The following is a 14764-nucleotide window of genomic DNA, read 5'->3' as shown; positions in this document are numbered from 1 at the left end:
ACGTTCGCCCACCGGGGTTCAAGCCACACCGGCGGGCGGGCGGATCAGATGGCGAGGTATTCCTCGCGCAGTTCCTTGTTGCCGAGCACCTCCTTGGCGGAGCCATCGTAGACGATCGACCCGGTGTCGAGGATCACCGAACGGTCGGCCAGTTCCAGCGCGCGGACTGCGTTCTGTTCGACGAGGACGGTGGTGATGCCCTGTTCCTTGATGATGCGCAGGGTCTTCTCGATCTCGTCCACGATCACCGGGGCCAGGCCCTCGTAGGGCTCGTCCAGCAGCAGCACCTTGATGTCGCGGCTGAGCGCGCGGGCGATGGCCAGCATCTGCTGTTCGCCGCCCGAGAGCGTGACGCCTTCCTGCTTGCGGCGTTCGCCGAGGCGGGGGAAGAGCTCGTAGAGCCGTTCCTTGGACCAGCCGACCGGCGGCGCGATCTGGGCGAGGTCGATGTTTTCCTCGACGGTCAGGCCGGGGATGATGCGCCGGTCCTCGGGCACCAGCCCGATGCCCGCCTGCGCCGCCTGGTGCGACCGCATCGTGTGCAACGGCTGGTGGTCCAGCCAGATCTCGCCGTGGGTCAGCTGTGGGTCGTCCATACGGGCGATAGTGCGCAGGGTCGAGGTCTTGCCCGCCCCGTTGCGGCCCAGGAGCGCGAGGATCTCGCCCTCGTGCACGTTGAAGCTGACGTTCTGGACGATGTAGCTTTCGCCGTAATAGGCCTCCACGTTCCAGACCGACAGGAAGGCGGGGGCGGTTTCGGCAAAGTTCTTGCCCTTGGTGAAGTCGGGTTTGACGTTCATCGGATTCTGTCCTTACGCCGCGGCGGTTTCGCCAAGGTAGGCTTCGCGAACCTTGGGATGGCCCTTGATGTTGGCGGGAATGTCCTCGACCAGCGGGGTGCCCTGCGCCAGCACGGTGATCCGTTCGGCCAGGCTGAACACGACGTGCATGTCGTGTTCGATGATCACGATGGTGATGTTGCGCCGGTCGCGGATCTGCTTGAGCAGGTCGATGGTGTTGTTGGTGTCGGCTCGCGCCATGCCCGCCGTCGGTTCGTCCAGCAGGAGGAGCCGCGGCTCCTGCGCCAGGCACATCGCGATCTCGAGCCGCCGCTTGTCGCCGCGCGACATGGCGGCAGAGTGCATGTTCCGCTTGTCGAGCAGGTTCATGTCGTCGAGCACGTGCTCGGCGTGTTCGATGATGTCCCGCTGGGAGCTGATCGCGCGGATCGGGTTCAGTTCGAACGCCCCGTCCCGCTTGGCGAAGCAGGGGATCATCATGTTCTCCATCACCGTCAGGTCGCCGAAGATCTCGGGCGTCTGGAACACCCGGGAAATTCCCATCTGGTTGATCTGGAACGGCTTGCGGCCCAGCACGGACTGCCCGTCGAACATGACCGACCCGGTGTCGGGGATCAGCTTGCCGACGAGGCAGTTGAGCAGGGTGGACTTGCCCGCGCCGTTCGGCCCGATGATCGCGTGGACGGTGTTCTCGGCCACGCTCAGGTTCACGTCGCTCAGGGCCTTCAGCCCGCCGAAGCGCTTGTTGACGTTCTTGACTTCAAGGATGCCCATGGTCGGTTCTCCTCATTCGGCGGGGTTGGATTGGGTGTCTTCGCGGGCGCCCGAGTCCTCGGGTTTGCGCCGGAAGAGCCGGAAGAACCGCTGCCCGCCTTCGACCAGCCCGCCGGGCAGGAAGGTCACGACCAGCATGAAGGTCAGGCCGAGCGTCAGGTGCCAGCCGGGGCCGACGAAGTGCTCGGAGACCCAGACGGAGAAGTGCTGAAGGTTCTCGGGCATGAAGCTGTACCACTGTTCGAGGACGCCGGAGTTGATCTTGGAGAAGATGTTCTCGAAGTACTTGATGACGCCGGCGCCCAGCACCGGACCGATCAGGGTGCCGGCACCGCCGAGGATGGTCATCAGGACGACCTCGCCGGACGCAGTCCACTGCATCCGCTCGGCCCCTGCCAGCGGGTCCATCGAGGCCATGAGGCCACCGGCGAGGCCCGCGTAGGCGCCCGAGATGACAAAGACGGCGAGCGCGTAGGGCCGCTGGTTCAGACCGGTGTAGTTCAGCCGGGTCTTGTTGGCCTTGATCGCCCGCAGCATCAGCCCGAAGGGCGAGCGGAAGATGCGGATCGACATGTAGAAGGCCAGCATCATGATCACCGCGCAGACGTAGTAGCCCACGTTGAACTGGAACGCCCAGGAGCCGACATCCATCACGTAGGTCGACCGCATCTCGGCGCCAAAGAGGTTGGTCACCGGGATGCCGCCCTGTTCCGTGGCGGTGACGCCGAGGATCCGCGGGTCGTCCAGCGTCAGCTGCAGGCCGGTTTCGCCGTTGGTGATCGGGGTCAGCACCGAGTAGGCCAGGTTGAACGACATCTGCGCGAAGGCCAGCGTGAGGATCGAGAAGTAGATCCCCGTCCGCCGCAGCGAGATGTAGCCGATGACCACGGCAAAGAGCGCCGACATGACCATCGAGGCGATGATCGCGGGAATGACGCTCATGCTCAGCAGCTTGAACATCCACACGGCCGAGTAGGAGCCGACGCCGAGGAAGGCGGCATGGCCGAAGCTGAGGTAGCCAGTCAGCCCGAACAGCAGGTTGAAGCCGATGGCGAAGATGCCAAAGATCACGAAGCGCTGCATCAGGTCGGGATAGCCCGCGTTGAACTGCGCCATGGCGCTGTTCGTCGGGAACGGGTTCAGGAGGAAGGGCGCCAGGATGACCAGCGCGGCCACCACCAGAAGCAGGGCGAAGTCTTTACGGTCGAGACCGAGCATGGGTTATTCCTCCATCACGCCCTTGCGGCCCATCAGGCCACGCGGACGTGCGAGCAGAACGATGATCGCGACGAGGTAGATGATGATCTGGTCGATGCCGGGCAGGACCGACTTGACCTCGTTCATCGACGCGAAACTTTCCAGGATGCCGAGCATGAAGCCCGCGGCCACGGCGCCGGGCAGGGAGCCCATGCCGCCGACCACCACCACGACGAAGCTGAGGACGAGGAAGTCCATCCCCATGTGGTAGTTGGGCGAATTGATCGGCGCGTACATGACCCCCGCCATGCCCGCCACCACGGCGGCCAGGGCAAAGGTGATGGTGAAGCGCTTGTCGATGTTGATGCCCAGAAGGCCCACCGTCTCGCGGTCCGCCATGCCGGCACGGACGACCATGCCGAAGGTGGTGAACTGCAGGAAGGCAAAGACCGATCCGATCACCACGACGGCAAAGCAGAAGTAGACCAGCCGCCAGTCGGGATAGATGATCGTGCCGGGATCGAACCCGATGAGGGCGCCGAAATCGAACGAGCCCTGGAACATCGGCGGCGGCGGCACCGGGATCGGGTTGGCGCCGAAGTAGTGCTTCACCAGCTCCTGGATGACGATGGCCAGGCCAAAGGTCACGAGGATCTGGTCGGCGTGGGGACGCTTGTAGAAATGCTTGATCAGCCCGCGTTCCATCGCCCAGCCGACAAAGGCCATGACCGGGATCGAGAAGATCAGCGCGATCGGTACGGACCAGGCAATCAGCGTGGCGCCGAACTCGGGGCCGAACCAGTGTTCGACATAGGGCGTCTCGACCTTCATCGGGTTGCCGAGAAAGTCCTTACGGGTCGGATCGACCGAGACGTAGCTGAGGTTGAGCAGCCGCTGCACCGTGACGGCGCAGAAGGCGCCGAGCATGAACAGCGCCCCGTGGGCGAAGTTGACGACACCGAGCGTGCCGAAGATCAGCGTCAGGCCGAGGGCGATCAGCGAATAGGCGCTGCCCTTGTCGAGCCCGTTCAGGATCTGGAGGATGATGGCGTCCATGGACCTCTTCCCGTGAATGCACGTGAGCAAGGCGCGTGTCGGCCACGCACCCTACCGGGATGCCCGCGCACGGTGGCCGGGCGGAACTGGCGAGGGGCGCGCGCAGCGTGGCGCGCGCCCCCGTTTGGGATTAAGCGCCCGAGTTGCAGGCACCCAGGTTGCCGCCTGCGAACATCGGGTGATCCGGCGCGTACTCGACCTGTTCACGCGGCGTGACCTCGACGATCTCCACCAGGTCGAACTCGTTCTCCGGGTTCTCCTTGCCCTTCACGACCACGACGTCCTTGAAGCACTGGTGGTCATCGGCACGGTAGAGGGTCGGGCCGTTGCCCAGCCCGTCGAACTCGTAGCCCGCCAGGGCTTCGCCGACAGCGCAGGGATCGAACGACCCGGCGCGTTCCACCGCGTCCGCGTAGAGCAGGGTCTGCGCATAGCAGGTATGGGCGGCCTGGCTCGGCGGGAAGCCGTACTTCTCGCCGAAGGACTTCACGAAGGCATTGGTGCCGACGTAACGCGACCCGGCCTGGTTCTCGAGTTTCCAGTCCCAGTTCTGGGAGCCGGGGATGCCCTTGATGTTCTCGCCGGCACCGCGTGCCATCAGCTCGGAGTAGAGGGGCACGACGATCTCGAAGTTCTTGCCGTTGACCTGCTTTTCACGCAGCCCGAACTGCACGGCGTTGGTGAGCGAGTTCACCATGTTTCCGCCGTAGTGGTTCAGGACCAGCACGTCGGCGCCCGAGTTCAGGACCGGCGCGATGTACGAGCTGAAGTCGGTCTGGGCGAGCGGAGTGAGCACGTTGTTGACGGTCTCCCAGCCCATGGCCTCGGTCGCCGCCTGGATCAATTCCTGCTGCGTCCAGCCCCAGGTGTAGTCGGCGGTCAGGTGATAGGCCTTGCGGTCGGTGCCGTACATCTTCTCGAGCACCGGGGCGAGGGCCGCGGCCGACATGTAGGCGTTGAAGAAGTGACGGAAGCCGTTGGCCTTCTTGTCCTTGCCGGTGGTGTCGTTCGAGTGGGTCAGGCCCGCCATGAAGATCACGCCAGCCTCCTGGCAGAGGCCCTGCACGGCCACGGCCACGCCCGAGGACGAGCCGCCCGAGATCATGATCGCGCCGTCCTTCTCGATCATCGACTTGGCCGATGCGCGCGCGGCGTCCGATTTCGTCTGGGTGTCGCCGGTGACGTACTGCACCTTCTTGCCCAGGATGCCGGTGCCCTTGAGCGCATCCGACGAGAACGTCTGCATCATGCCGCCGTCGCCCTCACCGTTCAGGTGTTCGACAGCAAGCTGGAAGGCCCGCAGCTCGTCCGCGCCTTCGTCGGCATAGGGGCCGGTCTGGGGCACGTTGAAGCCGAGGGTGACGGTGCCTCCGGTGGGTTCGTTGGTAAAGGCACGGGCCGAGGACGCCGTGAAGATCGTCGGAATGGCGAGGCCCGCGCCGGTGACCGCACCGGTTCTGAGCACGCCGCGACGCGTAACGTTGTTGGACATGAAATCCTCCCTGTTTTTGATCCGGACGGCGTCTCCTCACGCCACCGGAACGCACTTTGGTGCACAATTGTTATCGCAGGGCGAAAGAAAACCGCGCAACAAATCCTTTTGTTGAAACATTTTTTTTGTAAACAAAATCACAGTTGGCGCGTAAGATTGTAAATAAGTTCTCGTTGCGCTGCAGAAAAGCGCTGTAAAAGCTGGGGATTTCGACATGGCGCGATCGACGTTGACGGGCAGCCGGATCCGCGAACGCCGCATGATGCGCGGCCTGCGGCAGGCCGACCTTGCTCGGCAGGCAGGCATTTCGGCCTCTTACCTCAACCTCATCGAACACAATCGCCGCAGAATCGGCGGGAAACTGCTGCTCGATCTGGCGTCCGCGCTGGATGTCGAACCGTCGCTCCTGGCCGAGGGGGCCGAGGCCGCCCTGATCGCCGCCCTGCGCGAGGCCGCCGCCGACCGGATCGAGACCGGTGCCGAAACCGACGCGGTCGAGGAATTCGCCGGCCGCTTCCCCGGCTGGGCCGCGCTGGCAGCCGCCCAGCACCGCACCATTGCCGACCTCGAGCGCACGGTCGAGGCGCTGACCGACCGGCTGGCGCATGACCCGCACCTTGCCGCCGCGCTGCACGAGGTGCTGTCGACCGTGACCGCGATCCGCTCCACCGCCTCGATCCTGGTCGAGACGAAGGAGATCGAGCCGGAGTGGCGCGAGCGGTTTCATCGCAACATCAACGAGGACGCCCGCCGCTTGGCCGAGGGAGCGCAGCGGCTGGTGAGCGATCTCGATGCGGGCCGCCAGCAGGACGCCACGCTCGACACCCCGCAGGACGAGGTCGAGGCGTTCCTGTCGGCACGCCAGTACCACGTGGCCGAACTGGAGCGCGGCGGAACCGCGACGGTCGAGCAGGTGCTGGCCGGTGCGGGGCTGACCTCGGACGCGGCGCGGGCGATGGCGGGGCGAATCCTTGCCCGCTATGCCGAGGACGCGGCGCGCCTGCCGGTCGCCGCGGTGGTCGAGGCGGCGACCAGGGGCATCGACCCCGCCGCGCTCGGCGCCCGGTTTGGTGTCGGCCCGGGGGCGATGATGCGCCGTCTTGCCAGCCTGCCCGAGGGGGTCGCCACACAGCTTGGCGGTCCCTTTGGCCTCGTGGCCTGCGACGCCAGCGGCACGATCACCTATCGCCGGCCGCTGTCGGCCTTTCCGCTGCCGCGCTTCGGGGCGGCCTGTCCGCTCTGGCCGCTGTTCCAGTCGCTGTCCCGCCCCATGATGCCCCTGCGCCAGCGCCTGCGACTGGCCAGCCGGACCGAGGGGCGGTTCGTCACCCATGCCATATCGGAACCCGTCGGCCTCCTGAGTGCCGAGCGCGCGCCGCTCTTCGAGGCGCACATGCTCTTCGTGCCGGACCCCGACGAAAGCGACACCGGGGTGCAGCGGGTCGGCGTGACCTGCCGGATCTGCCCCAAGGCCGACTGCCGTGGCCGGCGCGAACCCTCGATCATGGCCGAGATCGCCTGACCTTTGGTCATCCCGCCCAACCCGTTCGATTCTGTCCGCATCGCGGAATATCGGTTTTGACAGAACCGTGATCGTGCCCGATAACGTTGTGACAATAAGAAGAACACGGCTCGGAAGGGAGGGGAGGACCTGATGGGCAAAACCGTTCTTGTGATCGAGGACGAACCCAACATCATCGAGGCCATCGGTTTCATCCTGTCGCGTGACGGCTGGCGGGTGGCGACGCATTCCAACGGGGTCGACGCGGTCGAGGCCGTGCAGGCACGCGCGCCGGACCTGGTGATCCTGGACGTGATGCTGCCGGGGCGGTCGGGCTATGACATCCTGCGCGACCTGCGTGCCGGGGCGGGGACTTCGGACCTGCCGATCCTTCTGCTGACCGCGCGCGGGCAGGCCAAGGACCGGGAGATGGCCGAAAGCTCCGGCGCCTCGCGTTACATGACCAAGCCGTTCTCGAACGCCGAGGTGCTCGAGGCGGTACGCGACCTGGCGCGGGACTAGGCAGATGGCCGAGCCGCGCATCCTGTTCTTGGAACGCCGGACCTACCGGCGGCGGCGGCTGGCAGACCTCGCGCGGCTGATGCCGGTGATCGGGCTGGTGCTGCTGCTGGTGCCGCTCCTGTGGGACGAAGGGCCGGGCGGCGTGCCGACCAGCTGGGCGATCTACTGGATCTTCGGGGTCTGGGCGGTGCTGGTGGTCGTTTCGGCCTGGCTGTCGTCGCGCCGGGTGGACGTGGAGCTTGACGGCAACGGCGCGCGGCGCCCGATGCCCGGCGGCGCCGAGGACCCGGGGCGCCGCTGATGGCGTCGCTGAACCTCCTGATCGGGGTCTGCCTGTGCTATGTCGCGGTGCTGTTCCTCGTGGCCTTCCTGGCCGAGAGGGTGGCGATGCGGGGGCGGGCGCACTGGTTGCGGTCGCCGCTGGTCTACACGCTGTCGCTGTCGATCTACTGCACCGCCTGGACCTTCTACGGCGCGGTTGGCTATGCCGCGCGGTCGGGGCTGGAATACCTGACGATCTACATCGGGCCGAGCCTCGTGATGGTCGGCTGGCTCTGGGCGGTGCGCAAGATGGTGCGGATCGGGCGGACCCAGCGGATCACCTCGGTCGCGGACCTGATCTCGTCCCGCTATGGCAAGTCGAACGCGCTGGCGGTGTTCGTGACGCTGCTCGCGGTGATCGGGACGACGCCCTATATCGCCCTGCAACTCCAATCTGTTGTGGAGAGCTTCTCAAGTTTTGCCTTAGCCGATCCCAGCGTCACGGCGCGCGGCGACAGCGCGTCGACCGCGCTCTGGGTGGCGGCGGGGCTGGCGTTCTTCACCGTGCTCTTCGGCACCCGCAACCTCGACGCCAACGAACGCCACCACGGCGTCGTGATGGCCATCGCGGTCGAGGCGGTGGTCAAGCTGGTGGCGCTCGTCGCGGTCGGTGTCTTCGTCGTCTGGGGGATCGGCGGTGGCCTGTCGGAGACCATGGCCCGCATCGACGCCTCGCGCCTCGGGCACTGGCAGATGGCGACCGGACGCTGGGCCGGGCTGATCTTTCTCGCCGCCGCGGCCTTTCTCTGCCTGCCGCGGATGTTCCAGGTCCTGGTGGTCGAGAACGACGACGAAAGCCACCTGCGCACCGCGACCTGGGCCTTTCCGGCCTACCTGATGATGATGTCGCTCTTCGTGGTGCCGATCGCGGTCACGGGACTGGAACTGCTGCCCGAGGGGTCGAACCCCGACCTCTTCGTGCTGACCGTGCCGCTGGCCGCGGGGCAGGAGGGGCTGGCGATGCTGTCGTTCCTTGGCGGTTTCTCCTCGGCGACCTCGATGGTGATCGTCGCCTCCATCGCGTTGTCGACCATGGTGTCGAACCACGTGGTGATGCCGATCTGGCTGCGCGCGACCGGGGGCGGGGCCGCGATCTCGGGCGACGTGCGGCACGTCGTGCTGCTGGCGCGGCGGCTCTCCATCGTGGGGGTGCTGCTGCTTGGCTACCTCTATTACCGCGTCTCGGGCGGGGGCGAAGCCCTGGCGGCGATCGGCCTGATCTCGTTCTCGGGGGTGGCACAGTTCCTGCCGGCGCTGATCGGCGGCATCTTCTGGCGCGGCGCGACCCGGATCGGGGCCTTCGCCGGCCTCGCCTGCGGGGCGGCGCTGTGGTTCTGGTGCCTGTTCCTGCCCAGCTTCGGACCGGACGTGATCATCCCGGCCGACGTGGTGGCCGAGGGTCCCTGGGGGCTGGCATGGCTCAGGCCCTATGCGCTCTTCGGCATCGGCAGCCTCGACCCGCTGGTGCATGGCGTCTTATGGTCGATGCTGTTCAACACCGGCGCATTCTTCCTCTGCTCGGTCTTCACCTTCCCCTCGCCGATGGAGCGGTTGCAGGGCGCGCAGTTCGTCAACGTCTTTGCCCATTCGGCGACCCCGCAGGGCTGGCAGGGCGGCGCGGCGCAAAGCGAGGACCTCATGGTCATGGCGCAGCGCATCCTCGGGGCGGCGGATGCGCAGGCGCTTTTCCAGGACGAGGCAGCGCGGCAGGGCCTGTCGGGCTACCTGCCGGAACCGACGCCCGAGTTCCTGCAGCGGCTGGAGCGAGAGCTGTCGGGGTCGGTCGGCGCGGCCACGGCCCATGCCATGGTCGGCCAGATCGTCGGCGGTGCCAGCGTCTCGGTCGAGGAACTGATGGCCGTGGCCGACGAGACGGCGCAGATCATGGAATACTCCAGCCAGCTCGAAGCCAAGTCCGAGGAGCTGGCCCGCACCGCACGGCAGCTCAGGGCCGCGAACGAGAAGCTGACCCAGATCTCGGTGCAGAAGGACGCCTTCCTGTCGCAGATCAGCCACGAGCTGCGCACGCCCATGACCTCGATCCGCTCGTTCTCGGAAATCCTGCGCGACACCAAGGGGCTGAGCGCGGAGCAGCGCGGCAAGTATGCCTCGATCATCCAGGACGAGGCGGTGCGCCTGACTCGGCTGCTTGACGACCTGCTCGACCTTTCGGTGCTGGAAAACGGCCAGGTGACGCTGAACTATCGCCGGGTGAGCCTGGGCGCGGTACTGGATCACGCGGTGCGCACGGCCGGGCAGGCCGGCAGGATCGAGATCCGGCGCGCCCCGGCGGCCGAGGCGGTGCCGGTCGAAACCGATGTCGACCGGCTGGCGCAGGTCTTCATCAACCTGATCGCCAATGCCCAGAAATACTGCGACGCGCCGCATCGCGTTCTGACGATCTCGGTCGGGCGGCGGGACGGGGCGGTGGTGATCGACTTTGCCGACAACGGCAGCGGCGTCGAAACTGCGATGCAGTCGATGATCTTCGAAAAGTTCTCGCGCGTCGGTCAGCACCAGGCGGGCGGCGCGGGCCTGGGCCTTGCCATCTGCCGCGAGATCATGCTGCGCCTTGGCGGGACCATCGCCTACCTGCCGGGGCAGGGCGGGGCCGCATTTCGCGTGACGCTGCCGGAAAGCAGGGCACTGGCCGCGCAATGACGCGGATCCCGGGGTCCGGGTAAGCCCTTCGTAACCATCCTCGGCCTACCTTCCGGGCACGGTCCGCGCAGGCGGTGGCGGAGGATATGGCCCAGGAAACGTCCAATGCAGTTCTGCGCCGCAAGACGAATGCGGCGCGCGAGGTCTGGCAGGCACGTGCCATGTCGCCGGCCAAGGCGTGGAAACTCGCCTTCGCCCGCGCCGCGGACGAGCTGATGGACCTTGCCGTCGCCGTGTCCAAGGTCGAGGAGGATGAACCGACCGCCGACGAGATGCTCGAGGCGCTGGAAGAGGGCGACCTGCTGGTGCTGCTCGACGGGCCGGACGGCGCGATCGGTGTTGCCGCGCTGGCCTTTCCGGTGGTGGCCGGGCTGGTCGAGATGATGACCATGGGCCGCGTGCTGACCGGCACGGTCGAGCCGCGCAAGCCGACCCGGACCGACGCCGCCATGATCGCGCCGCTGCTGGACCAGACCTTCGAGAACCTGGCCGAGCTGCTGCAGGGCCAAGACGATGGCGCGATCCTGCCCGGCTACCGCTTCGGCGTGATGCTGGAAAACCCGCGCATGGTCGGGCTTGCGATCGAGGCGACGGAGTTTCAGCGGTTCCGCATGCAGATGGACGTGGCGGGCGCGCGGGACGGTCGGATCACCCTGGCGCTGCCCGTCAGGGACGACGCCGACATCCCGGACGAGGCGTCGGCGCTAGCGGGTGCCGCCCCCGGGCGCTGAACCCTGCCGTGATGCGGGCGCGCGCGCGGCTCAACGCGGTCCTGCACCGGGTCAGGATGCCCTTGGCCGACATCATGCGGCTGGCCCCGGGCGACCTGATCGAGGTGCCGCGCAGCGCCCTGACCGACACCGTGCTCGAGGCCGGGGATCGCCGCCGGGTGGCCGAGGTCAGGCTGGGGCAGCTGAACGGGTTCCGCGCGGTGCGGATCAGCCCGGCCGAAGCTGCCTTTGCCGCGGCCGCGGAAGACGAGGGGGCGGGCGATGTGCCGGCACACGGGCTGCCCTTGTCGGTCCAGGGGATCGACGCGGAGCCTGCCGCCCAGGACGCCGCATCGCCCGCGCTGGACGACCTGCCGGCCCTCGGTGATCTACCTGATCTGGATACGGCCCCACCGGAAGGGGAACTTCCCGCGCTCGATGATCTGCCGGCGCTCGACGATCTGCCGGCACTGGACGACCTGCCGCCGCTGGGGGACCTGCCGGAGCTGGGCGGTTTCGGCGATGCCGACGGCGCGGGAGAGGAGGAGGACGACAGCACCTTCGGCGCAGCGCCGATGGCCGGTCTGCCCTCGCTCGACTGACCGGGGCGGATCAGCCCGCGGCCAGCGCCTCGAGCCGGGGGCGCAGCTGGTTCAGGTCGTAGCCGGCCTTGGCCGCCGCCTCGATCAGATCGTCGGCCGCATCGCCTGCGGTCGCCCGGCCAAGCGCCCAGATGGTCGTGCTCCGGGTGCCCGACGCGCAATAGGCAAAGACCGGGCCCGCGCCGCCCTCGATCGCTTCCATCTGCTCGGCGATCCTTTCGGGCGTCATGGTCGGATAGGTCAGCGGGATGTTCACGAACTCAAGCCCCGCGGCGGTCACGGCCGCCTCCATCGCCTCCGCCTGGAACTCCGGCGGGTTCTCGGCATCGGGCCGATTGCAGATGATGCGGGTGAACCCGGCCTCCTTGATCGCGGCGATATCCTCGGGCGCGATCTGCGGCGACACGGCGTAGCGGGGGGTGACGGGGCGAATATCCATGGCTCAGCCATAGGCCGCGCCGCGGCATCTGTCCAGCGGCGCGAAATCGCCGCGCGACCTGCCACGAACAAGGGCGCTTTGGGTCGAATCTTGCCGGGAAGGACGCGATTATTTGCAGATGGTTCACGATGGCGCGCATTCATCGTTGCTGCATGGGGAACGTCACACTATCCTTAGGTTGAGCGGTAACGCTCGGGAGGAGATCGCGACCGCTGCCAATCTTGGTCGCAACTTGATCGGAAAGTGGGGCACAGAAGCTGTGGCGCGCGGGATGGCGCCGCCACGGAGGAGGAGTATGCCATGACCGAACTCGATATGGACGTCCAACATATCGTGTCCGAAATCGCTGCGGCCGATCCGGTCACCCGTCACATGCACCTCGACAAGGTGCACGACGTCGTCAGCCGCTATGCCCTGACCGGAAAGGGGATTCCGCGCCAGCTGCGTCAGTTGCAGGAGGACCTGACGAACGAAGCCATCGAGGCGCGGTTCGACAACATGCCGGTCTGACAGGCCCGACGCCCCGGCGTTGCGCCGGGGCCATAGATCACCAGCCCTCGCCGCGGCATCCCCGGCGGGGGCTTTGTTTCCCCGACCCGCGCCTTACTCTTGTGTCAAGCAGAGGGCAGAGCAGCGGCCCGCCGATCCGGCGGGTGCAGAAAGGACACCGGTTTGGCGGGCCAAGTCACGATCGAGCGGGAGGGCGATGTCGCGGTGATCGCCGTCGACCATCCGCCGGCGCAGGTCCTGACCCCGACTGTCCGGTCCGAGCTGATGGATGCCCTAGACAAGCTCGCCCGCGACGATGCGGTGCGCGCGATCCTGCTGGGCACCAGCGGCGGCGGCTTTCCCGGCCCGGTCAACCCGCGCGAATTCGACGGCCGGATGGCCGCGCCGACCCCCGCCGACCTCGCCCGCCGGATCGAGACGATGCCGAAACCCGTCGTTGCGGTGATCGCCGGCACGGTGACCGGGGCAGGGGCGGAACTGGCGCTTGCGGCACGGGCCCGCATCGGGCTGCGTACGGCGCGGATCGGGTTCTCGGACGGCCTGCTGGGCCTGCCGCCCTCGGCCGGTGCCTCGCAACGGCTGCCCCGGCTGATCGGTGCGCGGAACGCCCTGACCCTGCTTCTGACCGGGCGCAACTACCCGGTGGCGAGCGAGGTGGCGCGCGACCTCTTCGACCAGGTGCTGACCGGGCGCGAGGCGCAGAAGGCCGCGATCGCGCGGGCCCGGGCGCTGGCGGCGCAGGGGGATCCCGCGACCGAGGGCAACGGGCACATGGGCGATCCGGTCACCTACCAGGACGACATTGCGCGCCGCCGCGCGGTGATGGCCGATGACGACGATTTTGCCGCCGCGGTGATCGACGGGGTCGAGGCCGCGCAGCTCCTGCCGCTCGACGCGGGGCTCGAGCTTGAGCGCAGCGCCTTCGACGAGATCGTGACCGGGGACCGCGCCCGTGCGCTGCGCCACATCGCCGTGGCCGAAGCGCGGGTCGCCGCCGGGATCAAGGCGCCGCCGGTGCAGTTGGTCGGCGTTCTGGCCGACGGGCCTGAGGCGCCGGCCCTCTGCGCCCGGCTGGCCCGTCGCGGCGTCGCCGTGATCGTCTACCAGCCTGACACCGCGCGCGCACAGCGGTTCCGTGCCCGCCTGCACGATCATCTCGGCGGCTCGGTCGCCGTTCAGGCCCGCGCCGACATGGCCGGCGAACGGGCCGAGGACAGGGTGGTCGTCCAGACCGACCGCGGCGCGCTGACCACGGCGGAAGTGCTGCTTGACCTGTCCGACGACGATGGTGCCAGCAAGACCCGCGCGCTGGCCGCGCTCGGCGCGCTGGACGGCAGTACCGCGCCGGTCCTGTCGCTGACCCGCCACCTCGACGTCGCGGGCTTCGCCCCCGAGGCGGCGCGCAAGCGGGTGATCGGGCTGCACCTGCCGGAACGTTCGTTCCCCGCGCGCGTGGCCGAGCTGGCGGTGCGCCACGACACCGATCCCGGGGCCGAGGCCCGCGCCCGCCGCCTGATGCAGCAGATGCGCCGCCTGCCGGTGCGGGTGGCCGCGACCGACGGGCTGGCCGGCCCGGCGCTGGCGGCGGCCATGTTCGCGGCGGCGGATGCGCTGGTCCGGCTGGGCGCCGACCCGCTGCGCATCGACGCGGCGATGGAGCATTTTGGCATGGCACGCGGGCCCTACCGCCTGATCGGGGAAATGGCACCCGAGGCGCAGGCGGCGTTGCAGCAGCGGCGCGGACGTCCGGGCGGCCTGTCGGGCCTGATCGCCCGCGCGGGGCTGCGGCTTGGCACCGGGCACGACGCCGCGGCCGAGGCGGCGGTGCTGTCTGGCCTCGTCGCGCGGGCGCGCGGTGGCGCCGGGGCGAGCGACGAGGACTGGCCCGATGCCGAGATCCAGACAGCGCTGCTCACCGCCATCGTCAACGAGGGTGCAGTGCTGCTGGAACGCGGCACCGTGGCGCGGCCGCTGGTGCTCGACGTGGTGATGGTGCAGGGCTACGGCTTCCCGCGCGCCCGGGGCGGGCCGATGCAGGCCGCCGACGCGATCGGGCTGGGGCCTATGATCCGGGCGATGCAGGCGCTCGAACCGCTCGACACCGGGCTCTGGCATCCGGCGCCCGCGCTCGAGGCGCTGATGCACAACGACATGGACTTTTCCGACCTGAACAGCTGAT

The 14764-nt window shown here is 68.0% G+C and carries 14 protein-coding genes; 8 read left to right on the top strand and 6 right to left on the bottom strand.

From position 1 onward, the window contains the following. Positions 1-44: 44 nt before the first annotated feature. From ACE2AC_RS05025 to ACE2AC_RS05005, 5 genes are all read right to left on the bottom strand, one after another. On the bottom strand, positions 45-800 hold the full coding sequence (locus tag ACE2AC_RS05025; RefSeq protein WP_375691021.1) for an ABC transporter ATP-binding protein: 756 nt from the start codon (positions 798-800) through the stop codon (positions 45-47). A 12-nt stretch (positions 801-812) separates the two neighbouring features. Continuing rightward, positions 813-1574 carry an ABC transporter ATP-binding protein gene (locus ACE2AC_RS05020; protein ID WP_375691020.1) on the bottom strand — a complete coding sequence of 254 codons (762 nt, stop codon included), beginning with the start codon at positions 1572-1574 and terminating at the stop codon, positions 813-815. A 12-nt stretch (positions 1575-1586) separates the two neighbouring features. Next, positions 1587-2792, bottom strand: coding sequence for a branched-chain amino acid ABC transporter permease (locus tag ACE2AC_RS05015; RefSeq protein WP_375691019.1), 1206 nt, complete (start codon positions 2790-2792; stop codon positions 1587-1589). A 3-nt stretch (positions 2793-2795) separates the two neighbouring features. After that, positions 2796-3827: a branched-chain amino acid ABC transporter permease gene (locus tag ACE2AC_RS05010; protein WP_375691018.1), complete on the bottom strand. Its 1032-nt coding sequence runs from the start codon at positions 3825-3827 to the stop codon at positions 2796-2798. Between the two features lie 130 nt (positions 3828-3957). Beyond that, on the bottom strand, positions 3958-5319 hold the full coding sequence (locus ACE2AC_RS05005; RefSeq protein WP_375691017.1) for an ABC transporter substrate-binding protein: 1362 nt from the start codon (positions 5317-5319) through the stop codon (positions 3958-3960). 214 nt (positions 5320-5533) lie between these two features. Between ACE2AC_RS05005 and ACE2AC_RS05000 the strand changes: the two genes are divergently transcribed. The 6 genes from ACE2AC_RS05000 to ACE2AC_RS04975 all read left to right on the top strand — a co-directional run bounded on the left by ACE2AC_RS05000 (position 5534) and on the right by ACE2AC_RS04975 (position 11636). Further along, positions 5534-6841, top strand: a complete 1308-nt coding sequence (locus tag ACE2AC_RS05000; protein ID WP_375691016.1) for a short-chain fatty acyl-CoA regulator family protein — start codon at positions 5534-5536, stop codon at positions 6839-6841. A gap of 132 nt (positions 6842-6973) precedes the next feature. Further along, positions 6974-7342, top strand: a complete 369-nt coding sequence (locus ACE2AC_RS04995) for a response regulator transcription factor (protein WP_375691015.1) — start codon at positions 6974-6976, stop codon at positions 7340-7342. 4 nt (positions 7343-7346) lie between these two features. Beyond that, complete coding sequence (locus ACE2AC_RS04990; RefSeq protein ID WP_375691014.1) at positions 7347-7643, top strand: hypothetical protein; 297 nt, start codon at positions 7347-7349, stop codon at positions 7641-7643. Beyond that, entirely contained in the window at positions 7643-10324 is a 2682-nt protein-coding gene (locus tag ACE2AC_RS04985; RefSeq protein ID WP_375691013.1) for an ATP-binding protein, read from the top strand. The genes ACE2AC_RS04990 and ACE2AC_RS04985 overlap by 1 nt, the downstream gene beginning before the upstream one ends. An 86-nt stretch (positions 10325-10410) precedes the next feature. Continuing rightward, a complete protein-coding gene (locus ACE2AC_RS04980; RefSeq protein ID WP_375691012.1) occupies positions 10411-11055 on the top strand; it encodes a hypothetical protein in 645 nt (214 codons plus the stop codon). An 11-nt stretch (positions 11056-11066) separates the two neighbouring features. Further along, positions 11067-11636: a FliM/FliN family flagellar motor C-terminal domain-containing protein gene (locus tag ACE2AC_RS04975; RefSeq protein WP_375692069.1), complete on the top strand. Its 570-nt coding sequence runs from the start codon at positions 11067-11069 to the stop codon at positions 11634-11636. A 10-nt stretch (positions 11637-11646) separates the two neighbouring features. Here ACE2AC_RS04975 and ACE2AC_RS04970 read toward each other — a convergent pair whose 3' ends face one another. Beyond that, positions 11647-12075, bottom strand: a complete 429-nt coding sequence (locus tag ACE2AC_RS04970) for a TIGR01244 family sulfur transferase (protein WP_375691011.1) — start codon at positions 12073-12075, stop codon at positions 11647-11649. A 300-nt stretch (positions 12076-12375) separates the two neighbouring features. Here ACE2AC_RS04970 and ACE2AC_RS04965 point away from each other — a divergent pair, with 300 nt between their 5' ends. Both ACE2AC_RS04965 and ACE2AC_RS04960 read left to right on the top strand, forming a co-directional pair. Further along, positions 12376-12585, top strand: coding sequence for a hypothetical protein (locus ACE2AC_RS04965; protein WP_375691010.1), 210 nt, complete (start codon positions 12376-12378; stop codon positions 12583-12585). A 162-nt stretch (positions 12586-12747) separates the two neighbouring features. Then, on the top strand, positions 12748-14763 hold the full coding sequence (locus ACE2AC_RS04960; protein WP_375691009.1) for an enoyl-CoA hydratase-related protein: 2016 nt from the start codon (positions 12748-12750) through the stop codon (positions 14761-14763). Position 14764: the final 1 nt, after the last annotated feature.

The organism is Pseudooceanicola sp. LIPI14-2-Ac024 (assembly GCF_042188925.1).
GTDB lineage: Bacteria > Pseudomonadota > Alphaproteobacteria > Rhodobacterales > Rhodobacteraceae > Pseudooceanicola.
Note: the sequence above shows the minus strand (reverse complement) of the source record. Positions and strands in the feature narration are given on the sequence as shown.